General features: G+C 66.7%; 22 protein-coding genes and 1 tRNA gene. 7 read left to right on the top strand and 16 right to left on the bottom strand.

Annotation, left to right across the window (positions count from 1 at the left end):
- Positions 1 to 2: 2 nt before the first annotated feature.
- The 5 genes from ABL843_RS24905 to ABL843_RS24885 form a co-directional block, all read right to left on the bottom strand.
- Positions 3 to 968 (bottom strand): prepilin peptidase, encoded by a 966-nt coding sequence (locus tag ABL843_RS24905; RefSeq protein ID WP_418117677.1) that lies wholly within the window; start codon positions 966 to 968, stop codon positions 3 to 5.
- On the bottom strand, positions 968 to 2197 hold the full coding sequence (locus tag ABL843_RS24900; RefSeq protein WP_418117676.1) for a type II secretion system F family protein: 1230 nt from the start codon (positions 2195 to 2197) through the stop codon (positions 968 to 970). Before ABL843_RS24900 ends, ABL843_RS24905 begins: the two co-directional genes overlap by 1 nt.
- 26 nt (positions 2198 to 2223) lie before the next feature.
- Positions 2224 to 3957, bottom strand: coding sequence for a type IV-A pilus assembly ATPase PilB (gene pilB / locus ABL843_RS24895; RefSeq protein WP_126024679.1), 1734 nt, complete (start codon positions 3955 to 3957; stop codon positions 2224 to 2226).
- 116 nt (positions 3958 to 4073) lie between these two features.
- Positions 4074 to 4150 (bottom strand) — tRNA-Pro (locus tag ABL843_RS24890).
- 51 nt (positions 4151 to 4201) lie between these two features.
- Positions 4202 to 5194, bottom strand: a complete 993-nt coding sequence (locus tag ABL843_RS24885; RefSeq protein ID WP_126024680.1) for a polyprenyl synthetase family protein — start codon at positions 5192 to 5194, stop codon at positions 4202 to 4204.
- A 196-nt stretch (positions 5195 to 5390) separates the two neighbouring features.
- Between ABL843_RS24885 and rplU the strand changes: the two genes are divergently transcribed.
- From rplU to proB, 4 genes are all read left to right on the top strand, one after another.
- On the top strand, positions 5391 to 5702 hold the full coding sequence (gene rplU / locus ABL843_RS24880) for a 50S ribosomal protein L21 (protein ID WP_019656543.1): 312 nt from the start codon (positions 5391 to 5393) through the stop codon (positions 5700 to 5702).
- Positions 5703 to 5723: 21 nt separating this feature from the next.
- The gene (rpmA, locus tag ABL843_RS24875; protein WP_093057448.1) at positions 5724 to 5984 is read left to right on the top strand and encodes a 50S ribosomal protein L27; all 261 of its coding nucleotides are present in this window, start codon (positions 5724 to 5726) and stop codon (positions 5982 to 5984) included.
- A gap of 71 nt (positions 5985 to 6055) precedes the next feature.
- Entirely contained in the window at positions 6056 to 7132 is a 1077-nt protein-coding gene (gene cgtA, locus ABL843_RS24870) for an Obg family GTPase CgtA (protein ID WP_418117675.1), read from the top strand.
- Between the two features lie 99 nt (positions 7133 to 7231).
- On the top strand, positions 7232 to 8371 hold the full coding sequence (proB, locus tag ABL843_RS24865; RefSeq protein WP_418117674.1) for a glutamate 5-kinase: 1140 nt from the start codon (positions 7232 to 7234) through the stop codon (positions 8369 to 8371).
- 62 nt (positions 8372 to 8433) lie between these two features.
- Here the strand turns inward: proB and ABL843_RS24860 are convergent, their stop codons facing one another.
- The gene (locus ABL843_RS24860) at positions 8434 to 9030 is read right to left on the bottom strand and encodes a CNP1-like family protein (protein ID WP_184642158.1); all 597 of its coding nucleotides are present in this window, start codon (positions 9028 to 9030) and stop codon (positions 8434 to 8436) included.
- On the bottom strand, positions 8975 to 9646 hold the full coding sequence (locus ABL843_RS24855; protein ID WP_126024797.1) for an RNA pyrophosphohydrolase: 672 nt from the start codon (positions 9644 to 9646) through the stop codon (positions 8975 to 8977). The genes ABL843_RS24860 and ABL843_RS24855 overlap by 56 nt, the downstream gene beginning before the upstream one ends.
- Positions 9647 to 9784: 138 nt before the next feature.
- On the opposite strand from ABL843_RS24855, the gene ABL843_RS24850 reads away from it, so the two are divergent.
- Positions 9785 to 11530, top strand: a complete 1746-nt coding sequence (locus tag ABL843_RS24850) for a proline--tRNA ligase (protein WP_418117673.1) — start codon at positions 9785 to 9787, stop codon at positions 11528 to 11530.
- Positions 11527 to 12207 carry a lytic transglycosylase domain-containing protein gene (locus ABL843_RS24845; RefSeq protein ID WP_126024684.1) on the top strand — a complete coding sequence of 227 codons (681 nt, stop codon included), beginning with the start codon at positions 11527 to 11529 and terminating at the stop codon, positions 12205 to 12207. Before ABL843_RS24850 ends, ABL843_RS24845 begins: the two co-directional genes overlap by 4 nt.
- 34 nt (positions 12208 to 12241) lie before the next feature.
- On the opposite strand, the gene ABL843_RS24840 is transcribed toward ABL843_RS24845, so the two are convergent.
- The 6 genes from ABL843_RS24840 to hemA form a co-directional block, all read right to left on the bottom strand.
- The gene (locus ABL843_RS24840) at positions 12242 to 13552 is read right to left on the bottom strand and encodes a hemolysin family protein (protein WP_126024685.1); all 1311 of its coding nucleotides are present in this window, start codon (positions 13550 to 13552) and stop codon (positions 12242 to 12244) included.
- A gap of 54 nt (positions 13553 to 13606) precedes the next feature.
- Entirely contained in the window at positions 13607 to 14125 is a 519-nt protein-coding gene (locus ABL843_RS24835; protein WP_369661002.1) for a cupin domain-containing protein, read from the bottom strand.
- A gap of 17 nt (positions 14126 to 14142) precedes the next feature.
- Positions 14143 to 14472: a Grx4 family monothiol glutaredoxin gene (grxD, locus tag ABL843_RS24830; RefSeq protein ID WP_126024687.1), complete on the bottom strand. Its 330-nt coding sequence runs from the start codon at positions 14470 to 14472 to the stop codon at positions 14143 to 14145.
- 29 nt (positions 14473 to 14501) lie between these two features.
- The gene (gene prmC, locus ABL843_RS24825; protein ID WP_369661003.1) at positions 14502 to 15356 is read right to left on the bottom strand and encodes a peptide chain release factor N(5)-glutamine methyltransferase; all 855 of its coding nucleotides are present in this window, start codon (positions 15354 to 15356) and stop codon (positions 14502 to 14504) included.
- Positions 15353 to 16441 (bottom strand): peptide chain release factor 1, encoded by a 1089-nt coding sequence (gene prfA, locus ABL843_RS24820; protein ID WP_418117671.1) that lies wholly within the window; start codon positions 16439 to 16441, stop codon positions 15353 to 15355. The genes prmC and prfA overlap by 4 nt, the downstream gene beginning before the upstream one ends.
- Positions 16442 to 16538: 97 nt before the next feature.
- Complete coding sequence (hemA, locus tag ABL843_RS24815; protein ID WP_093302366.1) at positions 16539 to 17810, bottom strand: glutamyl-tRNA reductase; 1272 nt, start codon at positions 17808 to 17810, stop codon at positions 16539 to 16541.
- Positions 17811 to 17922: 112 nt separating this feature from the next.
- On the opposite strand from hemA, the gene ABL843_RS24810 reads away from it, so the two are divergent.
- Positions 17923 to 18201 (top strand): hypothetical protein, encoded by a 279-nt coding sequence (locus ABL843_RS24810; RefSeq protein ID WP_126024690.1) that lies wholly within the window; start codon positions 17923 to 17925, stop codon positions 18199 to 18201.
- A 13-nt stretch (positions 18202 to 18214) separates the two neighbouring features.
- Here the strand turns inward: ABL843_RS24810 and ABL843_RS24805 are convergent, their stop codons facing one another.
- The 3 genes from ABL843_RS24805 to ABL843_RS24795 are packed head-to-tail and all read right to left on the bottom strand — an operon-like array spanning position 18215 to position 20420.
- Positions 18215 to 18730 carry a GNAT family N-acetyltransferase gene (locus ABL843_RS24805; protein ID WP_418117670.1) on the bottom strand — a complete coding sequence of 172 codons (516 nt, stop codon included), beginning with the start codon at positions 18728 to 18730 and terminating at the stop codon, positions 18215 to 18217.
- Positions 18730 to 19524, bottom strand: coding sequence for an ABC transporter ATP-binding protein (locus tag ABL843_RS24800; protein ID WP_126024692.1), 795 nt, complete (start codon positions 19522 to 19524; stop codon positions 18730 to 18732). Before ABL843_RS24800 ends, ABL843_RS24805 begins: the two co-directional genes overlap by 1 nt.
- A complete protein-coding gene (locus ABL843_RS24795; RefSeq protein WP_418117669.1) occupies positions 19524 to 20420 on the bottom strand; it encodes an ABC transporter permease in 897 nt (298 codons plus the stop codon). Before ABL843_RS24795 ends, ABL843_RS24800 begins: the two co-directional genes overlap by 1 nt.
- Between the last annotated feature and the right edge of the window lie 2 nt (positions 20421 to 20422).

The following is a 20422-nucleotide window of genomic DNA, read 5'->3' as shown; positions in this document are numbered from 1 at the left end:
GGTCAGCGCATCAGCGCGTCCAGGGGAAAGGCGAACGGAATCCACTGCCTCACGACTTCGGGGCCCGCCACGAGGCAGACGAGGCCCGCGCCGGCCAGGAAGGGGCCGAAGGCGATGGGAATGTCCTTGTGCGCCAGCTTGCCGGCGATGCGCAAAGAGATGCCGATCACCGCGCCCACCAGCGAAGAGACGAGGATGATCGCGATGAGGTAGTCCGCCCCGAGCCATGCACCCAGCGCGGCCAGCAGTTTGAAGTCTCCATAGCCCATGCCTTCCTTGCCCGTGACCAAGCGAAAGGCATGGTACACAAGCCAGAGGCTCAGGTAGCCGAACACCGCGCCCCAGACGGCCGAGCTCAACGAAACGCCGGTCCAGCCCATGGCCGCGCCGATCAGGCCGAGCCAGAGCAGCGGGTAGTTGAGCGAATCGGGCAGGAACTGCGTGTCGAAGTCGATCAGGAACTGGCAGACCAGCAAAGCCCCGAACGCCGCCCACAGCGCCCCCGCCGGCGTGATGCCGAAACGCCAGGCGCACAGGGCGAACAGGCCACCGGTGATCAGCTCGACCAACGGGTAGCGAAGGCTGATCGGGGTCTTGCACGACGAGCAACGTCCGCGCAGCGCGGCATAGCTCAGCACGGGGATGTTCTCGTACCAGCGGATCTCGTGGCCGCAGGCGCCGCAGCGCGACGCGGGGCGCATCAGGTCGAAGGGGGGCTGCTTCTCGACGGCCTCGGCCGCCTTGTCGGCGGAGGCCTCCAGCCCGGCGGGCGCCGCGACCTTCGGCCCGAAGGCCAGTGACCACAGCGAGGGCGCATCCTTCGACGACATGAGATTGGCGACGGCGTCGGCAAGCCATTCGCGATACATCATCACCGGCACGCGGTAGATGACGACGTTCATGAAGCTGCCGATCAATAGCCCCAGGACACCGGCGAAGACGGTGTCGAATTCCCGCGAAACCAGCATCAAACGACCTGGCCGAGCTTGAAGATGGGCAGGTACATCGACACCACGATGCCGCCGATGATGGTGCCGAGGAACACGATGATGATCGGCTCCATCAGGCTGGAGAGGCCCGCGACCATGTCGTCCACCTCGGATTCGTAGAAGTCTGCGGCCTTGCCCAGCATGTGGTCGATGGAGCCGGATTCCTCGCCGATGGCGGTCATCTGGATCACCATGGACGGGAACAGGTTGACGTTGGTCATGGCCGCCGTGAGGCTGGTGCCGGTGGAGACTTCCTGCTGGATCTTCGCGGTGGCGTCGCCGTAGACGGTGTTGCCGGAGGCGCCGCCCACGGAGTCGAGGGCTTCGACCAGCGGGACGCCGGCGGCGAACATGGTGGCCAGAGTGCGGGTCCAGCGGGCGACGCAGGACTTTTCGATCAGTACGCCGAAAACCGGAATTCTCAGCAGAAGGCGGTCCATGGTCCTTTGTACGCGTTCGTTTCGTTTCCAAGCCTGCAGAAAGAAGTAGATGCCGCCGCCCAGGCCGCCGAAGATGAGCCACCAATAAGAGACGAAAAATTCGCTAATGCCCATCACAAATAGCGTAGGCGCAGGCAAGTCAGCACCGAAGGACGTGAATACCTCTTTGAACGCCGGGATCACGAAGATCATGATGATGGCCACCACCACGAAGGCCACGACGATCACGGAAGTGGGGTACATCAGAGCCGACTTGATCTTCGACTTGATCGCCTCGGTCTTCTCCATGTAGGTGGCCAGCCGGTCCAGTAGTTCTTCCAGAATACCGGCCGCCTCGCCAGCCTCCACCAGATTGCAGTAGAGGTTGTCGAAGTACTTCGGAAACTTGCGGAAGGCGGCCGACAGCGAGGTGCCGGTTTCCACGTCGCTGCGGATGTCGTTGAGCAGCTTGGCCACGCTCGCATTCGCATTGCCGCGCCCGACGATATCGAAGGACTGCATCAGCGGCACGCCGGCCTTCATCATGGTCGCCAGCTGGCGCGTGAAGATCGCGATGTCCTTCGGCTTGATCGCCTTGCCCGAGCGCATGCGGCGCTTCTTGATCTTGGAGGCGAGCACGCCCTGGCGGCGCAGCGCGGCCTGCACCTGGTTTTCGCCGGCAGCACGAAGTTCGCCGCGTACCAGCTTGCCGTTGCGGTCCTTGCCTTCCCATTCGAAGACAAATTCCTTGTGTGTGGGCTGGGTGCGGGAGGATGCCACTGTAGCCATTCGATCTCCGGTATTCGGTGTGTTCGTTATTCGTTGGTGCAGGCCACCACTTCTTCGAGCGAAGTGAGGCCCTGCATGACCTTGCGCAGGCCCGACTGGCGCAGCGAACGCACGCCCTCGGCTTCCGACTGCGCGGCGATGTCGAGCGCACTGCCGTCGCGCAGGATGATTTCCTGGATGGCTTCCGAGATCGGCATCACCTGGTAGATGCCCACGCGGCCCTTGTAGCCGCTGCTGCAGGCGGAGCAGCCGACAGGGCGGTACGGTTTCCAGGAGCCGTCCAGCTCTTCTTCCTTGAAACCTGCCTCGAGCAGCGTTTCGCGCGGGATGTCGGCCGGCAGCTTGCAGACGGTGCACAGGCGCCGCGCGAGGCGCTGGGCAGTGATCAGGATCACGCTCGACGCGATGTTGAACGGCGCGATGCCCATGTTGCGCATCCGCGTGAGCGTGGTCGGCGCATCGTTGGTGTGCAGCGTGGAGAGCACCAGGTGGCCGGTCTGGGCTGCCTTGATCGAGATGTCGGCGGTTTCGAGGTCGCGGATTTCGCCGACCATGATGATGTCGGGATCCTGGCGCAGGAAGGCGCGCAGCGCGGCTGCGAAGGTCAGGCCCGCGCGTTCGTTGACGTTGACCTGGTTGACGCCGGGCAGGTTGATTTCCGACGGGTCTTCCGCCGTCGCGATGTTCACGCCCGGCTGGTTCAGGAGGTTCAGGCAGGTGTAGAGCGACACCGTCTTGCCCGAGCCGGTGGGGCCGGTGACGAGCACCATCCCGTACGGGCGGCCGATGGCATGCAGCAGCCGCGCCTTTTCGTCAGCGTCATAACCCAGGGCGTCGATGCCCAGGCGCGCGCTGCTCGGGTCGAGGATACGAACCACGATCTTCTCGCCGAAGAGCGTGGGCAGCGTGCTCACGCGGAAGTCGATCACGCGGTCGGGACCGATCTTGAGCTTCATGCGGCCGTCCTGCGGCACGCGCTTCTCGGAGATGTCGAGCCGGGAAATGACCTTGATGCGCGAGGCCAGCTTGTCCTTGATGACCGTGGGCGGGCTGGCGACTTCGCGCAACTCGCCGTCGACCCGGAAGCGGACGCGGTAGTTGTGCTCGTAGGGCTCGAAGTGGATGTCGGATGCCCGCATGCTGACGGCGTCGAGCAGCATCTTGTGAAGGAAGCGCACGACCGGCGCGTCTTCGACTTCGGCGATGGCCTGGTCATTGCCCTCGTTCGCGGTCTCGGCCGCGACGTCGTCGAACTCGAACTCGCTGCCGACGATGCTGTTGATGGTCTCGGCCGCGCTGACGGCGGCGGCTTCGATCATCCGCGACAGCTTGTCGTATTCGGCGATGACCCAGTCGACGCCCATCTGGGAGGCGAACTTGATCTTTTCCGCGGCCTGCTGATCGGAAGGATCGGCTGTCGCAACAATCAGACGGTTGTTGCGCTTGCTGAGCACGACGATGCGGTACGCATGGCACAGCTTCTGGTCGAGCAGGTCCTTGGGCAGGCGCTGGGGATCGATGGCATCGAGATCGAGCAGCGGTGCGCCGAACGCGGTGGAAAGGGTGTGGGCGAGGTCCGCGGCGGAAACGGCGCCGGAGCCGGTCAGTTCGGCAATGAAGCTCGTGCGAGCGCTGATGGACTTCTGATAGATGTCCTCGGCTGCCCTGGCAGGCAGCTTGCCGGCCGAAACCAGGGCGCGCGCAAGCCCGGGTAGGGCAATTTGCGAAGGTTCTTTAACAGGAAGTTCGGCTGCAGCCATTCAGCGAGTGAAAAAGATGTGAAAATTTGCTTCACGATCATCGCTGAACAGTCCTGTGCTGTAAATCGCTACACAGCAACAGGCTGGCCATTTGTCCATTATTGCCAGCCAAAGGCTGGTCGGGGTGAGAGGATTCGAACCTCCGGCCTCTACGTCCCGAACGTAGCGCTCTACCAGGCTAAGCTACACCCCGATGGTTGCAAGAAAGAAGAAGTCGTCCTAGATGCCAACTCAGGAGAGGTGTTCAGGCACGTCGCTCAAGCAACTGAGCCGCTAATTGTAGCAAACCTGAAGCGTGCAAATTGGCCGGGAAATCTTTTAATGCATGAATCGCACGCTGCGCCTCGGCTGCTGCCGCTGCGCGCGAGGCATCCAGGGCCCCGGTTTCCTGAACGATCTCGATGACCTTGCCCAGCTGGGTGGTGTCGCCGGCCTCGATGGCGGCGCGCACGAGCGCGCTCTGTGCCGGAGTGCCTCGCTGCATCGCGAAGATGAGCGGCAGAGTGGTCTTGCCTTCGCGCAGGTCGTCGCCGACATTCTTGCCGGTTTCGTTGGCGTCGCCGGTGTAGTCCAGGACGTCATCGATCACCTGGAAGGCGGTGCCCAAGGCCTGGCCGTAGGTTGCGCAGGCCTCTTCCATTTCTGGGGTGGCATTCGCCAGCACGGCCGCGAGGCGGGTGCTCGCCTCGAAGAGCTTCGCCGTCTTCGAGCGGATCACGCGCAGATAGGCCGCTTCGTCCAGCGATGCATCGTGCATGTTCATCAGCTGAAGCACCTCGCCCTCGGCGATGATGTTGGTGGCTTCGGCCAGGATCTGCATCACGCGCATGTTGTTGGCGTCCAACATCATCTGGAACGCGCGCGAATAGAGGAAGTCACCGACCAGCACGCTGGCCGGGTTGCCGAACGATTCGTTGGCCGTTGCGCGTCCGCGCCGCAGGGTCGACTCGTCGACCACGTCGTCGTGCAGCAGGGTTGCCGTATGGATGAACTCCACCACGGCCGCCAGATTGAATCGCTGGTCCCCGGTGTAGCCCAGCGCGCCCGACATCAGCAGCAGGAGCGCCGGTCGCAGGCGCTTGCCGCCAGCGGAGATGATGTACCGGGAAACCTGGCTGACCAGCGGCACGCCGGTGTCGAGGCGGCGGGCGATCACGCGGTCGACTTCGACCATGTCGCCGGCAATCAGGTCCAGCACGGTGGCGGTGGGGGAGGTGTCGGCGGCTGGAACTGGCAAAGCGAAGGCGCGGGGCGCTGCTGAGTGTTGTATGTGGGGGACCCAGGCAGGTGCAGGGCCGGAAGGCGCAAATTATATGGAGCCGAAGCGGCTTGCCGATGGGGCTCCGGCCCAAGAGTAGCTAGTGGGCGCAAACCGCGCTATAATCTTGGGCTCTGCGGAATTCGCCGTGGAGACTCATTTCTAAGAGGTTTACATGTACGCGGTCATAAAAACCGGTGGCAAGCAGTATCGCGTTGCTTCCGGCGAGAAAATCAAAGTAGAACAGATTGCTGCGGACGTAGGCCAGGAAATCGTGATCGACCAGGTTCTGGCAGTCGGCAACGGCGCTGAGATCAAGGTTGGCACGCCCCTGGTGTCCGGTGCAACGGTGACGGTCACGGTACTGTCGCACGGCAAGCACGACAAGGTTCGCATCTTCAAGATGCGCCGTCGCAAGCACTATCAGAAACGTCAAGGCCATCGCCAGCAGTTCACCGAACTGCAAATCGGCGCGATCGCCGCTTAACACGGCACAGGAGCAGATTCCATGGCACAGAAAAAAGGCGGCGGCTCAACGCGAAACGGGCGCGATTCCAAGCCCAAGATGCTCGGCGTGAAGGCTTTCGGCGGCGAACTGATCAGCGCAGGCTCGATCATCGTGCGCCAGCGTGGTACCCAGTTCCACCCCGGCGTGAATGTCGGCGTGGGCAAGGACCACACGCTGTTCGCCCTGGTCGACGGCCACGTGTCGTTCGGTACCAAGGGTGCGCTGAACAAGCACACGGTCAACGTGACTCCCGCGGCTTAAGCCCCGAGTCAGCCCCGACCATCCGAGGCCCCGCATTGCCGGGGCCTCTTCATTTGTAAACTAGACATCCCATGAAGTTCGTCGACGAAGCCTTCATCGACATCGCCGCGGGCGATGGCGGGAACGGCTGCGTGTCGTTCCGTCATGAGAAGTACAAGGAATTCGGCGGCCCCAACGGCGGAGACGGCGGCCGCGGCGGCCACGTGTACGCGGTGGCCGATTCCAACCTCAACACCCTGGTCGACTTCCGCTATTCGCGCCGCCACGAGGCCAAGCGCGGCGAGCACGGCATGGGCTCCGACATGTTCGGCGCCGCCGGCGACGACATCACGCTCAAGATGCCGGTCGGAACGATCATTTCCGACGCCGAGACCGGCGAAGTGCTGTTCGAACTGCTGAAGGACGGCGAGGTCATCACCATCGCCAAGGGCGGCGACGGCGGCTTCGGCAACATGCGCTTCAAGAGCGCGATCAACCGTGCCCCGCGCCAGAAAACCCCCGGCTGGCCTGGCGAGAAGCGCAGCCTCAAGCTCGAACTCAAGGTGTTGGCCGATGTGGGCCTGCTCGGCATGCCGAATGCGGGCAAGTCGACGCTGATCAGCGCCATCTCGAACGCCCGCCCGCGCATCGCGGACTACCCCTTCACCACGCTGCACCCGAACCTGGGAGTGGTGCGCGTCGGTCCCGAGCAGAGCTTCGTCGTGGCGGACCTGCCCGGCCTGATCGAAGGCGCATCCGAAGGCGCCGGCCTCGGTCATCTCTTCCTGCGGCACCTGCAGCGCACGCGCCTGCTGCTGCATGTGGTCGACATGGCCCCGTTCGACGACAGCGTCGACCCCGTGGCGCAGGCCAAGGCCATCGTGGGCGAACTCAAGAAATACGACGCCGACCTGTACGAAAAGCCGCGCTGGCTCGTGCTGAACAAGCTGGACATGGTGCCCGCCGACGAGCGCGCCGCGCGCATCAAGGACTTCGTGAAGCGCCTGCGCTTCAAGGGTCCGGTGTTCGAAATCTCGGCGCTCACGCGCGAAGGCTGCGAGCACCTGGTGCAGGCCATCTACCAGCAGGTCAAGGCCGAGCAGGTGGCCGAGCATGAGCCGGTCGAGGTCGACCCGCGTTTCGTACCCCTGCCTCCCGAAGGCTCCTGAGCGGCACCTGCCGCAGCAGCATCCGCGGCCCGGTGCTGCCGGCCGCAGGACAGCCAAGCCAACCCAAGCAGCATCCAAAGACCGTTACTCCCTCCAAAAATGACCTCGAACTCCGGATCCACTGCCTTGCGGGATGCCCGCCGTATCGTCGTGAAGGTGGGCTCCAGCCTCGTGACCAACGAGGGGCGCGGTCTCGACGAGGCCGCCATCGGCGAGTGGTGCCGGCAACTGGCCGCGCTGGTGCGCGACGGGCGCGAGGTGGTGATGGTGTCGAGCGGCGCGATCGCAGAAGGCATGAAGCGCCTTGGCTGGCGCACCCGGCCGCACGAGATCAACGAGCTCCAGGCCGCTGCCGCGGTCGGCCAGATGGGCCTGGCCCAGATGTACGAGACCAAGCTGCGCGAGAACGAGATCGGCAGCGCCCAGGTGCTGCTGACGCACGCCGACCTGGCCGACCGCGAGCGCTATCTCAATGCCCGATCGACGCTGGTCACGCTGCTCAAGCTGGGCGTGGTGCCGGTCATCAACGAGAACGACACGGTCGTCAACGACGAGATCAAGTTCGGCGACAACGACACGCTCGGCGCCCTCGTGGCCAACCTGGTCGAGGCCGATGCGCTGGTCATCCTCACCGACCAGAAGGGCCTGTACACGGCCGACCCGCGCAAGGACCCCGACGCGAGGTTCGTGCACGAGGCCGCCGCCGGCGACCCGGCGCTCGAGGCGATGGCCGGCGGCGCGGGTTCGAGCATCGGCAAGGGCGGCATGATCACCAAGATCCTCGCGGCCAAGCGCGCGGCCGGCTCGGGCGCCTCCACGGTCATCGCCTGGGGCCGCGAGGCCGACGCGCTGCTGCGGCTGGCGAAGGGCGAATCCATCGGCACGCTGCTGGTGGCGCAGACCGCCAAGCACCAGGCCCGCAAGCGCTGGATGGCCGACCATTTGCAGCTGCGCGGCTCCGTCGTGGTCGACGCGGGCGCGGCCGCCAAGGTGCGGGCCGAGGGCAAGAGCCTGCTGCCGATCGGCATGACCGGGGTCTCGGGCGAGTTCTCGCGCGGCGACGTGATCGCGGTGCGCGACGCCGACGGTGTCGAGCTGGCCCGCGGCCTTGCCAACTACTCGAGCGTGGAGGCGCGCCTGCTGTGCCGCAAGCCCTCGTCGGAGTTCGAACGCCTGCTGGGCTATGTGGCGGAGCCGGAGATGGTTCACCGCGACAACATGGTACTGATGCCGGGCTGAGAGGCCGCGAGAAACAAAACGGGGCCCGCGGGCCCCGTTTTTTTATCCTCGGTGCGGATCGCCTACTGCACTTCCCGTACCGGATTGCGGATGTTCTGGACCATGTCGCCCACCGACGGCCGCGGGGCGTTGCCGCGGCACAGGGCCTGCGTGGCCAGCTTGCGCGTGTAGCTGGAGTTCATGTCGCCGAGCTTCTTCCACTCGGGCTTCGCGACGTCCTGCCAACTGCCGTTGTTGTAGCGCGCGTAGCTCTTCATCTCGGCCGTGGAGCAGCGGATGCCCTCGTAGAAGGCGTTGGTCGCGCCGCCGCTGCGGTTCTGGGCCACCACCACATAGCGGACGATGCCGTCGCCCGTGATCGTGATCGTCTGCGGGTCGACGCCGAACTTCAGACTCATGTAGGGCGGCATTTCGATCGGCAGCAGGCGGCTTTCGCTGAAGGCCGGCGGGGGCGGGGTGGCCGTTTCTTCCCACTCCTTGTCCGTCTCGTACCGCTTGGGCGGGGGCGGCAGGCCGGCCTGTGCCCAGTCGGGGTTGTCGGTGTCGTGGGGGCCCGAGGCGCATCCGGCGAGGATGCCGAAGCAGGCCAGCAGGAGGACGCGCTCAGCGTTGCGTCGGAAGGGGCGGGGGTGCCTTGTTGTCTTGGACAGGAGGTTCATTGCTCGCGGAAGGAATGTCGGGATGCGGATCGAAGCTGCCGCCGGGCGGCAGATCGAGTCCGGGCGGCGCCCCGGCGTCCGGCGAGTGGCGCTCGAATTCTCGGGCGCGCACGTTGCTGCGCAGGAAGCGGTTGCGGAAATCCTGCCTGGGCAGGTAGCGAGCGAGCTCGGTGAGCGCCATCTCGTAGACGCCGCGCTTGAACTCGACGACCACGTCGAGCGGCACCCAGTAGTCATGCCAGCGCCAGGCGTCGAATTCGGGATGGTCGGTTGCACGCAGGTTGAGATCCCAATCGTGGCCGATGAGTTGCAGCAAGTACCAGATTTGTTTCTGGCCCTTGTAGTGGCCCCGTGCGTCACGGCGAATGAACCGATCCGGCACCTCGTAGCGCAACCAGTCGCGGGTACGGGCCACGATGCGCACATGCTCCGGGTGGAGCCCCACTTCCTCGTGCAGTTCCCGGTACATGGCCTGCTCGGGACTTTCGCCGCGGTCGATGCCGCCCTGCGGAAACTGCCAGGAGTGCGTGCGTATGCGTTTGCCCCAGAAAACCTGGTTTCTCTGGTTGAGCAGGATGATGCCGACGTTGGGCCTGAAGCCGTCCCGGTCGAGCATAATCAAACCCCAATTTTTGAACTGAGTCGATTATGCATGCCGGGTTGCCCTCGGCAAGCTGCCGATGCCAGGCTCTCAGGGTCTCTCCGGGGGAGCAGTTCCCCACTTCCGAACCTCGAATCCAGCGCCACCATTCCGATGAAAGCTTCCCGTTTTTTCGTCTCCACCCTCAAGGAAGCGCCCGCTGACGCCGAAGTGGCGAGCCACCGTCTCATGATGCGGGCCGGCATGATCAAGAAGCTCGGCACGGGCATTTACACCTACATGCCCATGGGCCTGCGCGTGATCCGCAAGGTGGAAGCCATCGTCCGCGAGGAGATGAACCGCGCCGGTGCCGTCGAGATGACCATGCCCGTGGTGCAGCCCGCCGAGCTCTGGCAGGAGACCGGCCGCTTCGACAAGATGGGCCCCGAGCTGCTGCGCATCAAGGACCGCCACGACCGCGACTTCGTGATCCAGCCGACCAGCGAAGAGGTGGTGACCGACATCGCCCGCCAGGAAATCCGCAGCTACAAGCAGCTGCCGAAGAACTTCTACCAGATCCAGACCAAGTTCCGCGACGAGCGCCGTCCGCGCTTCGGCCTGATGCGCGGGCGCGAATTCATCATGAAGGACGCCTACAGCTTCGACCGCGACCTCGACGCCGCCAAGGCGAGCTACCAGGTCATGGCGCAGGCCTACCGCAACATCTTCGACCGTTTCGGCCTGCGCTACCGCGCCGTCGCGGCCGACAGCGGCGCCATCGGCGGCGACCTGAGCGAGGAGTTCCAGGTGATCGCCGCCACCGGCGAGGACGCCATCGTCTACTGCCCCGACAGCGATTACGCCGCCAACATGGAAAAGGCCGAGGCGCTGGCCCCGGCCGGCCCGCGCCCGGCGCCCGCCAAGGCGCTCGAGAAGACCCCGACCCCCGGCAAGAGCACCTGCGCCGATGTGGCCGAGTTGCTCGGCGTGCCGCTCTCCACCACCATCAAGTCGCTGGTGCTGGCCACCGACGTCCTCGACGAGGCTGGCGACATCAAGGGCTCGCAGGTCTGGCTGCTGCTGCTGCGCGGCGACCACGACATGAACGAGATCAAGGTCGGCAAGCTGCCCGGCCTGAACCAGGGCTTCCGCTTCGCGACCCTGGCCGAGATCGAGGACCACTTCGGCTGCAAGCCCGGCTACCTGGGCCCGCTGAACCTCAAGAAGCCCGTGAAGCTCGTGGCCGACCGCGAAGCCGCCGTCCTGGCCGACTGGATCACGGGTGCCAACGAAGTCGATTTCCACATGACCGGCGTCAACTGGGGCCGCGACCTGCCCGAGCCCGACCTCGTCGCCGACATCCGCAACGTGGTCGCGGGCGACGCCTCGCCCGACGGCAAGGGCGTGCTGGCCATCGAGCGCGGCATCGAGGTGGGCCATGTGTTCGTGCTCGGCACCAAGTACAGCAAGGATATGAACGCCACCTACCTCGACGAAGGCGGCAAGCCGCAGTTCCTCGAGATGGGCTGCTACGGCATCGGCATCACCCGCCTGCCGGCCGCCGCCATCGAACAGAACCACGACGAGCGCGGGATCATCTGGCCCGACGCCATCGCGCCGTTCACCGTGGTTGTCTGCCCGATCGGCATGGACCGCAGCCCCGAGGTCAAGGCGGCAGCTGAGGCGCTCTACGAGGAGCTGCTCGCCAAGGGCGTCGACGTGCTGCTCGACGACCGTGGCGAACGCCCCGGCGCGATGTTCGCCGACTGGGAACTGATCGGCGTGCCGCACCGCGTGGTCATCTCGGACCGCGGTCTCAAGGAAGGCCAGCTCGAATACCAGAACCGCCGCGACACGGCGGCTACCAAGGTGCCCGCGGCCGGCATCGCCGACTTCATCGCCGGCAAGCTCGCCCAATGAGCCTGGAGGGCGGCCTCTCGCGACGCCAGTGCCTGGGCGGCGCCGTGACCGCAGGCGCCCTCACCGTGCTGTCGCTGCCGCGGGCTGCCATGGCCGGCGCGCAGATCGAGGAGCCGCTGATCGACTCGGTGCGCACCGCGCTGAGTTCGGCCATCCACAACAAGGCGCCGCCGGTGCCGCAGTTCGCGAGCACCGAGGCCCGGCTGGCCTATCTGCGCTGGCTCGGAGAGATGAGCGAGCGGCTCAAGAAGAAGATCGCCGACGCGCCCTCGCGCATCGAGTTCCTGCAGACCGTCTGGTACGAAGCCAAGCGCTCGGGGCTGGAGGTGAGCCTGGTGCTGGGGCTGGTCCAGGTCGAGAGCAATTTCCGCAAGTTCGCGGTGTCGAGCGCGGGGGCGCGCGGCTACATGCAGGTCATGCCGTTCTGGACGCGCGTGATCGGCGACAGCGACCCGGCCAAGCTCTTCCACATGCAGACCAACCTGCGCTTCGGCTGCGTCATTCTTCGCCACTACCTCGACCGGGAGAACGGCGACCTGTTCATGACGCTGGGCCGCTACAACGGCAGCCGCGGCAAGTCGCCGTATCCGAACGCCGTGTTTGCCAACCAGCGGTTCTGGGTGTTCAACGACAGGGAACGCGAGAAGGAAAAGGACAAGGACCGCTCGGCGGCCTGACGCCTTCCGACTGGCGCCTTCCTCTTCCGTCTGCTCAGTTCGCAGGTGCCTTCGCGGTGCCCGAGCCCTTGGTGACCATCACCTGGTCGATGCGGTAGCTGTCGACGTCCATCACCTCGAAGGTGTAGCCGCCCCAGCTCACGTTGTCCGTGCGCTTCGGAACCCGGCGCAGCATCACCATCAGGAAGCCGGCCAGCGTCTCGTACTCCTCGGCGTGCGGCATCTCGTCGATCTGCAGCGCGCGCTGCACGTCCTGGATGGGCGTCACGCCATCGATCAGCCACGAGTTCTCGTCGCGCTGCACGATCTGCTCCTCGTCGGGCGTGGACACCAGGTCGCCCATCACCGTGCTCATCACGTCGTTGAGCGTGATCACGCCCACCACCAGGCTGTATTCGTTGACGATGATCGCGAAGTCCTCGTGCGCCTGCTGGAACTGCTCGAGCACCTCGGTGAGCGAGAGCCGGTCGGGAATGACCAGCGCCTTGTGCAGCGGCAGCCCCTGGTCGAAAGCCAGCGGCTGGCCGCTGAGCACGCGCTGGAACATGTCCTTGGCGTCCACGTAGCCCAGCACGTGGTCGATGTCGCCGTCGCACACCGGGTACGCCGAGAAGGGCTCGGCGATGATGCGCGCGCGCAGCACTGTCTCGGGGTCGTCGTGCAGGAACCAGGTGATGTTGTCGCGCACAGTCATCACGCTGCTGACCAGCCGCGTGTCGAGCTCGAACACGTTGGCGATCACCTGCTGCTCGCGCGCCGCGAGCACGCCCGCCTGCGCGCCGGCCTCGGTCATCGCGAGGATGTCGGCCGAGGTGATCTTGTCGTCGCGTGCCATCGGCATGCCCAGCAGCTTGAACAGCAGGTCGGTGCAGCGCGTGAAGAACCACACCAGAGGCTTGAAGGTGGTGATCAGCAGCAGCATCGGCCCGACCATGCGCACCGCCAGCCGCTCGGGGTTGCTCATGCCCAGCCGCTTGGGGAACAGGTCGGCGAACACCAGGAACACCGCGATGATGATCACGAAGGAGCACAGGAAGGCCGCGCTGGCCGAAGCCTCGGGGCTGAGCCACTTCTCGAAGAGGACCGCGAAGTACGGGCTCAGCGAGCCTTCGCCCACCACGCCGCCGAGGATGGCCACCGCGTTGAGCCCGATCTGCACCACCGTGAAGTAGTGGCCCGGCTGCTCCTGCACCCGCAATACCTTCTCGGCCCGGGGGTCGCCCTCGTCGGCCATCTGGCGCAGACGCAGCCGGCGCGATGCGGCCAGGGTGATTTCGGCGAGGGAGAAGAAGGCGCTCAGCGCAATCAGCAGCGCGATGATGAGCAGGCTTTGGGTGAGGGTCATGGTGGCACGTCGAAGACGGCCAACATGGTGCCATGACTCGGCACCGGAAATCGCTCAGACGCCGCCGTGGGGGTGGGTCGGGTCGACCCACAGCACCGATTCGGGCTTCTCCACGGGCTCGATGTCGAGGTTCACCGCCACCGCTTCGCCGTCGCTGCGGCACAGCACGCATTCGAGCGTCTCGGTCGCGCTGGCGTTGATTTCCTGGTGCGGCACGTACGGCGGCACGTAGATGAAGTCGCCCGGCCCGGCCTCGGCCGTGAATTCCAGCTTCTCGCCCCAGCGCATGCGGGCCCGGCCGCGCACCACGTAGATCACCGATTCGAGATGCCCGTGATGGTGGGCGCCGGTCCTGGCGTCGGCATGGATGGTCACCGTGCCGGCCCAGAGCTTCTGCGCGCCCACGCGGGCGAAGTTGATGGCCGCTGCCCGGTTCATGCCGGGCGTCTGGGCGGTGTTGGCGTCGAGCCGGTCGGCCGGGATCACGCGCACGCCGTCGTGCTTCCAGGCCGGCGCGGCATCGTTGCCGCCGTCATCGTGGGAATGGCCGTGGTCCGCGTGATCGTGGCTCATGACCGTTCCCCGGGGGCTCAGGAGGCTGCGGCCCCGTTCACCACCTGCTGCAGCTCGCCCGACTCGTACATCTCCATCATGATGTCCGAGCCGCCGATGAACTCGCCCTTCACGTACAGCTGCGGGATCGTGGGCCAGTTGCTGTACTCCTTGATGCCCTGGCGGATGCTGTCGTCGTCGAGGACGTTGACGGTCTTGAGCGTCCTGGTGTCGACGCCGACCGCCTTCAGGATCTGGATCGCGCGGCCCGAGAAGCCGCACATCGGAAAGCTGGCGTTGCCCTTCATGAAGAGCACGAGGTCGTTGGTCTTGACGAGATCGTCGATGCGTTGCTGGGCGTCGGACATGGGAACTCCTGAAAAATAGGCTGGGGGGATTATTTCACCGTGCGCCAGATTCCGCCGGAGCAACGCTGGATGCCGGCGAGGTCGTCGCGGCTTTGCACTTCGGCGAAACCGCGCGCCGCAAGCAGTTCGCGCACGGCCGGGGCCTGGTCGTGGCCGTGTTCGAGCAGCAGCCAGCCGCCCTCGGCGAGGTGGGCGGGGGCGTCCTGCACGATGCGGCGGATGTCGTCGAGGCCGTCCGTGCCCGAAACCAGCGCCGAAGAGGGCTCGTGGCGCAGGGCGGGCAGGTGCGGGTCGCCGGCGGCGATGTACGGCGGATTGCTGGCGATGACCGTGTAGCCGGCGCCAGCGCCGTCCAGCCAGTCGGCCTGGGCGAAGCGCACGGGCAGGCCCAGCCGCGAGGCGTTGGCCTGGGCGACGGCCAGCGCATCGGCGCTGGCATCGACCGCATCGACCTGCGCGTCGGGCCGGGCATGCTGCAGCGCCAGCGCGATCGCTCCACTGCCGGTGCCGAGATCGAGCACACGAGGCGCGGCCTGGCCTTCGAGGCACTCCAGCGCCCATTCGACCAGCGTTTCCGTGTCGGGGCGGGGCACCAGCACGCGGGCATCGACCTGCAGGGCGAGGCCATGAAATTCTTTTTCGCCCAGCAGGTAGGCGACCGGCTCCCCGGCCCGGCGGCGCGAGAGCTGCGCGGCCAGCGCGGACCACGCCGCATCGGGCATGGCGTCGGTGTCGTGCGCCAGCAGCCAGGCACGGTCGTGCGGCGCACGGCCCAGCGCATGCAGCAGCAGCAGCTGGGCGTCGAGTCGGTCGACGCCCAGCGCGATGGACGCGGCCAGCGCCTGCGCCACGGTGGCCGGCTTCGGGTTCTCGACGGTGCTCATGCCGGCAGGCTCGATTCCAGCTCGGCCAGCTGCTCGGCCTCGCGCGCGGCGCGCAGCGCGCCCAGCACGTCGCCCAGGTCGCCTTCCATGATGGCGAGCAGCTTGTAGAGCGTGAGGTTGATGCGATGGTCGGTGAGCCGGCCCTGCGGGAAGTTGTAGGTGCGGATGCGGTCCGAGCGGTCGCCGCTGCCGATCAGGCCCTTGCGCATGGCGGCGTCCTTGGCGGCGCGCTCGCTGCGCTCCTTCTCCTGGATGCGCGCCGACAGCACCTGCAGCGCCTTCGCCTTGTTGCGGTGCTGGCTGCGGTCGTCCTGGCACTCCGCCACGATGCCGGTCGGGATGTGCGTGATGCGCACGGCCGAGTCGGTCTTGTTGATGTGCTGCCCGCCAGCGCCGCTCGCGCGGTAGGTGTCGATGCGCAGGTCGGCCGGGTTGATCTGCACCGCGACCGTCTCGTCGGGCTCGGCCAGCACCGCGACCGTGCAGGCGCTGGTGTGGATGCGGCCCTGCGTCTCTGTGGCCGGCACGCGCTGCACGCGGTGACCGCCCGATTCGAAGCGCAGCCGGCCGAACACGTCGTCGCCCACGATGCGCACCACCACTTCCTTGTAGCCGCCGAGCTCGCTCTCGCTCTCGCTGACGATCTCGCAGCGCCAGCCGGCGCGATCGCAGTAGCGCGTGTACATGCGCAGCAGGTCGCCCGCGAAGAGGGCCGATTCGTCGCCGCCCGTGCCCGCACGGATTTCGAGGAAGGCATTGCGCGCGTCGTCGGGGTCCTTGGGCAGCAGCAGGCGCTGCAGCTCGTCCTCCAGTTGCACCAGCTCGGCCTCGCCGCTGGCGATTTCCTCCTTCGCCATCTCGGCCATGTCGGGGTCGTCCAGCATCTCCTTCGCGCCGGCGATGTCGGCCTCGCGCTGCCTGTAGCGCTCGTAGCGGCCCGCGACCTGCGTCACCTCGGCGTGCTCGCGCGAGATGGTGCGGTACTGGGCCATGTCGCTCATGATGTCTTCGCGCGAGAGCAGGAAGTCGAGCTCGCCCAGGCGCTGGGCGTAGCGTTCGAGTTGGTGGCGGAGAAAGGATTTCACGGAGGAAGGAGGCTCGAAAAAATGGGGATGTGCTGCCGTGCGAAGGCAGGGCGCATGAAAGCCGCAGCCATGCAGGCCGGGCCGCCGATGAGCGTCGCTAACGCTCTTTGCGCAGGAACAGGCGCGAGATCGTCTGCGCCGTCTGCTCGCGCGAGGCGGCATCGCCCGCGTGCAGCTCGGCCATCGCGCCGTGCATCATCTTCTGCGTGAGGCCGCGAGACATGGCCTCGAGCACGGCCTCCACCGATTCGCCCTTGGCCAGCAGCTTGCGCGCACGCGCCATCTCGGCGGCGCGCCACTCGTCGGCCTGCGCATTGAGCTGCTGGATCAGCGGCACCGTGCCGCGCTGGCCCAGCCAGTGCATGAAGCTCTGCACGCCGGCGTCGATGATCACCTCGGCCTGCGCCACCGCGGCCTGGCGGTTGGCCTGGCCCTGCTGCACCACCTGTGCGAGGTCGTCGACGGTGTAGAGATAGATGTCTTCCAGCGCCTTCACCTCGGGCTCGATGTCGCGCGGCACGGCCAGGTCGACCATGAACATCGGGCGGTGCTTGCGAGCCTTGAGCGCACGTTCGACGGCGCCCAGGCCGATGATCGGCAGCGTGCTGGCGGTGCAGCTCACGATGATGTCGAACTCGGCCAGCCGCGAGGGCAGGTCGGCCAGGCGCATCGCCTCGCCGCCGAAGCGCGAGGCCAGCTTCTCGCCGCGCTCCAGCGTGCGGTTGGCGATGGCGATGGCCTTCGGCTCCTTGGCCGCGAAGTGCGTGGCCGCGAGGTCGATCATCTCGCCCGCGCCGACGAAGAGCACGCGCGTCTTGCGCAGGTCCTCGAAGAGCTGGCCGGCCAGTCGCACCGCGGCGGCGGCCATGCTGATGGAGTGGGCGCCGATCTCGGTGGCGGTGCGCACTTCCTTGGCCACCGCGAAGGAGCGCTGGAACAGCTGGTTGAGCGTGCTGCCGAGGGCACCGGCCGTCTCGGCGGCGCGCACGGCGTCCTTCATCTGGCCGAGGATCTGGGCCTCGCCCAGCACCATCGAGTCGAGCCCGCTGGCCACGCGGAAGGCGTGGCGGGCGGCTTCGCCGTCGTGCAGGGTGTAGGCGTGCGAGCGCAGCAGGGCGGGGGCCACGCCGCCGCTCTGTGCGAGCCAGCCGAAGGTGTGGTCGAGCGCGGCGTGCTCCGAGGCGCAGTAGATCTCGGTGCGGTTGCAGGTGGAGATGATCGCGGCCTCCACCTGGGGATGGCGGCCGGAGGCGAAGGAACTGCGCAGGCTCTGCAGCGTGGGGGCGATCTGGTCGAGCGCGAACGCGAAACGACCGCGCAGATCGAGCGGCGCGGTCGTGTGGTTCAAGCCGAGGGCCCAGACTGACATGCCCGTGATTATAAAATCAGCAGCCCCACGGGGCTTGACGAGGGACAAATGGCTTTCCCTATGACAGCCATAACCCTGGACACATGTTCCAGCCCGTGCGCAACCTTCTCCGATGGACCTGCCGGCCCTCCTGAACCACCTGCTTAATTTCGTAGCACCCGCGGCTTTCCTGGCGCTGGTGCTGGCCTTTGCCGGGCGCTTCCTGGGCGGCGGGCGCGCCGGCGTCCCGCGCTGGTGGCTGCAGTTCGCGCTGACCTTCGCGGCCGGCGTCGGGGTGCTGGTTGCCGGGCTGGTGGTGTTCGGGCGCGATGGGGCGATGGCGACCTACGCCGCGCTGGTCGTGGTCTGCGGCACGGTCCAGTGGCTGGCGATGCGCGGCTGGCGCCGCTGAAATTTCCGCCCGCTCAGCCAGGCAGCCGCCGGATCATGTAGACCGACTCGCCCGGGTAGGTGGCAAGCCGGGCCTGCTGCTGCGGGCCATGAGGCAGCGTGGCCGCATAACCTTGGCGCTCCCAGAACCCCACCGACGATTGCACCGACACCAGCGTCGACTGCCGCCAGCCGGCATGCAGCGCATGGGCCCAGGCATGGCGCACCAACCGGGGCCCCAGCCCCAGGCCCGACGCGTCCGGATGCACCGCCAGGTCGTGCAGGTAGAGCGAATCGGCCTGCGCCGCCACCTCGAACTCGCCGTGCAGCGGCGTCAGCTTGCCGGCCACCGACGGATAGCCCGCCAGATAGGCCCGCACGCCGCCTTCATGTTCCACCACCCAGCCCGTGTGCGGCGCGGCGGCGAGCCGCCTGGCGATGAGCGCGCCGTCTTCCACGAAGCCAGCGCCATAGCAGGCAAGCTGGATCGCCAGCACCGCGTCGAGGTCGTCGGCGCGCATGCCGCGCACGATGACGGTGTCGGGCGCCATCAGGCCAGCAGCAGCTTGTCGTCGTCCAGCTTCTCGCCGCGGGTCTGCTCGAACATGCGCAGCAGGTCGGGCACGTCGAGGCCCGAGCGCTGCGGTCCGGCCACGTCGAGGATCACCTGGCCCTCGTGCAGCATCACCGTGCGCGAGCCGTAGTCCAGCGCCTGGCGCATGCTGTGCGTCACCATCATCGCGGTGAGCTGGCCAGCCTCGACGATCTTGGCGGTCAGCTCCAGCACGAAGGCGGCGGTCTTGGGGTCGAGCGCGGCCGTGTGTTCGTCGAGCAGCAGGATGCGCGAGGGCCTGAGCGACGCCATCAGCAGGCTCACCGCCTGCCGCTGCCCGCCCGAGAGCAGGCCGATGCGGTCGGCCAGGCGGTTCTCCAGCCCCAGCTTCAGGATCGACAGCTTCTCGCGGAACATCTCGCGCAGGTTGCGATTGAGCGCGAAGCCGAAGGCCCGGCGCTCGCCGCGCTTCCAGGCCAGCGCCATGTTCTCCTCGATGGTCAGCGCCTCGCAGGTGCCGGCCATCGGGTCCTGGAACACGCGCGCCACCATGCCCGAGCGCTGCCAGGCGTTCATGCGTGTCACGTCCTTGCCGTCGATCTCGATGCGGCCCTTGTCGACGATCAGGTCGCCGCTCACCGCGTTCAGGAAGGTCGACTTGCCCGCGCCGTTCGAGCCGATCACGGTGACGAACTGGCCGGTGGGAATCTCCAGGCTCAGGCCGCGCAGCACGCGGTTCTCGATCGGCGTGCCCGGGTTGAAGGTCATTTCGAGTTGTTGGGCGCGCAGCATCAGTTCTTCCCCTTGAACAGGCCACCCAGCCTGCGCTTGTAGGCAGGCACCAGCAGCGCAAAGGCCACCAGCACGGCGGTCACCAGGTTCAGGTCCTGCGCCTGCAGGCCCATGAAGTCGGTGTTCAGCGCCATCGCGATGAAGAAGCGGTACAGCAGCGCGCCGATGACGCAGGCCAGCGTGGTGATGATCATGCTTCGAGCGGGAATCAGCGTCTCGCCGATGATCACCGCCGCCAGGCCGATCACGATCGTGCCCACGCCCATCGAGATGTCGGCCGTGCCCTGGCTCTGCGCGAACAGCGCGCCGGCCAGCGCCACCAGCGCGTTCGACAGCGCCAGGCCCGCCATGGTGTGGAAGTCGGTCGAGATGCCCTGGGCCCGCGCCATGCGCGCGTTGCCGCCGGTGGCGCGCATCGCCAGGCCGGCCTCGGAGGCGAAGAACATGTCGACCACGATCTTCGCGACGATCACGATCAAGAGCAGCAACAGCGGCTTGGCCCACTGCTCGGGCATGCCGCCGAAGCTGGCCATGCTGAACACCGTGGGTTCCGTGATGAGCGCCACGTTGGGCTTGCCCATCACGCGCAGGTTGATGGAGTACAGCGCGATCATCACCAGGATGCTCGCGAGCAGCTGCATGATCTTCAGCTTCACGTTGAGCCAGGCCGTGACCCAGCCCGAGGCGGCACCGGCCACGCAGGCCACCGCTGTGGCGGCGACCGGGTTCCAGCCCGCCACGATCAGCGTCGCGGCCACGGCGGCGCCCAGCGGGAAGCTGCCGTCCACCGTGAGGTCGGGGAAGTTGATGATGCGAAACGACAGGAAGACGCCCAGCGCGACCAGCCCGAATATCAGGCCGATCTCGATGGCGCCCAGCGAAGCGATGAGCGACATGG

The sequence above is a fragment of the Variovorax sp. 350MFTsu5.1 genome, assembly GCF_048302515.1.
GTDB classification, from domain to species: Bacteria; Pseudomonadota; Gammaproteobacteria; order Burkholderiales; family Burkholderiaceae_C; genus Variovorax; species Variovorax guangxiensis.
Note: the sequence above shows the minus strand (reverse complement) of the source record. Positions and strands in the feature narration are given on the sequence as shown.

Coding starts and splice junctions, on each gene's coding strand:
- ABL843_RS24905 (WP_418117677.1), bottom strand. CDS start 968: ATGCTGGTTTCGCGGGAATTCGACACCGTCTTCGCCGGTGTCCTGGGG.
- ABL843_RS24900 (WP_418117676.1), bottom strand. CDS start 2,197: ATGGCTACAGTGGCATCCTCCCGCACCCAGCCCACACACAAGGAATTT.
- pilB (WP_126024679.1), bottom strand. CDS start 3,957: ATGGCTGCAGCCGAACTTCCTGTTAAAGAACCTTCGCAAATTGCCCTA.
- rplU (WP_019656543.1), top strand. CDS start 5,391: ATGTACGCGGTCATAAAAACCGGTGGCAAGCAGTATCGCGTTGCTTCC.
- rpmA (WP_093057448.1), top strand. CDS start 5,724: ATGGCACAGAAAAAAGGCGGCGGCTCAACGCGAAACGGGCGCGATTCC.
- cgtA (WP_418117675.1), top strand. CDS start 6,056: ATGAAGTTCGTCGACGAAGCCTTCATCGACATCGCCGCGGGCGATGGC.
- proB (WP_418117674.1), top strand. CDS start 7,232: ATGACCTCGAACTCCGGATCCACTGCCTTGCGGGATGCCCGCCGTATC.
- ABL843_RS24860 (WP_184642158.1), bottom strand. CDS start 9,030: ATGAACCTCCTGTCCAAGACAACAAGGCACCCCCGCCCCTTCCGACGC.
- ABL843_RS24855 (WP_126024797.1), bottom strand. CDS start 9,646: ATGCTCGACCGGGACGGCTTCAGGCCCAACGTCGGCATCATCCTGCTC.
- ABL843_RS24850 (WP_418117673.1), top strand. CDS start 9,785: ATGAAAGCTTCCCGTTTTTTCGTCTCCACCCTCAAGGAAGCGCCCGCT.
- ABL843_RS24845 (WP_126024684.1), top strand. CDS start 11,527: ATGAGCCTGGAGGGCGGCCTCTCGCGACGCCAGTGCCTGGGCGGCGCC.
- ABL843_RS24840 (WP_126024685.1), bottom strand. CDS start 13,552: ATGACCCTCACCCAAAGCCTGCTCATCATCGCGCTGCTGATTGCGCTG.
- ABL843_RS24835 (WP_369661002.1), bottom strand. CDS start 14,125: ATGAGCCACGATCACGCGGACCACGGCCATTCCCACGATGACGGCGGC.
- grxD (WP_126024687.1), bottom strand. CDS start 14,472: ATGTCCGACGCCCAGCAACGCATCGACGATCTCGTCAAGACCAACGAC.
- prmC (WP_369661003.1), bottom strand. CDS start 15,356: ATGAGCACCGTCGAGAACCCGAAGCCGGCCACCGTGGCGCAGGCGCTG.
- hemA (WP_093302366.1), bottom strand. CDS start 17,810: ATGTCAGTCTGGGCCCTCGGCTTGAACCACACGACCGCGCCGCTCGAT.
- ABL843_RS24810 (WP_126024690.1), top strand. CDS start 17,923: ATGGACCTGCCGGCCCTCCTGAACCACCTGCTTAATTTCGTAGCACCC.
- ABL843_RS24805 (WP_418117670.1), bottom strand. CDS start 18,730: ATGGCGCCCGACACCGTCATCGTGCGCGGCATGCGCGCCGACGACCTC.
- ABL843_RS24800 (WP_126024692.1), bottom strand. CDS start 19,524: ATGCTGCGCGCCCAACAACTCGAAATGACCTTCAACCCGGGCACGCCG.
- ABL843_RS24795 (WP_418117669.1), bottom strand. CDS start 20,420: ATGTCGCTCATCGCTTCGCTGGGCGCCATCGAGATCGGCCTGATATTC.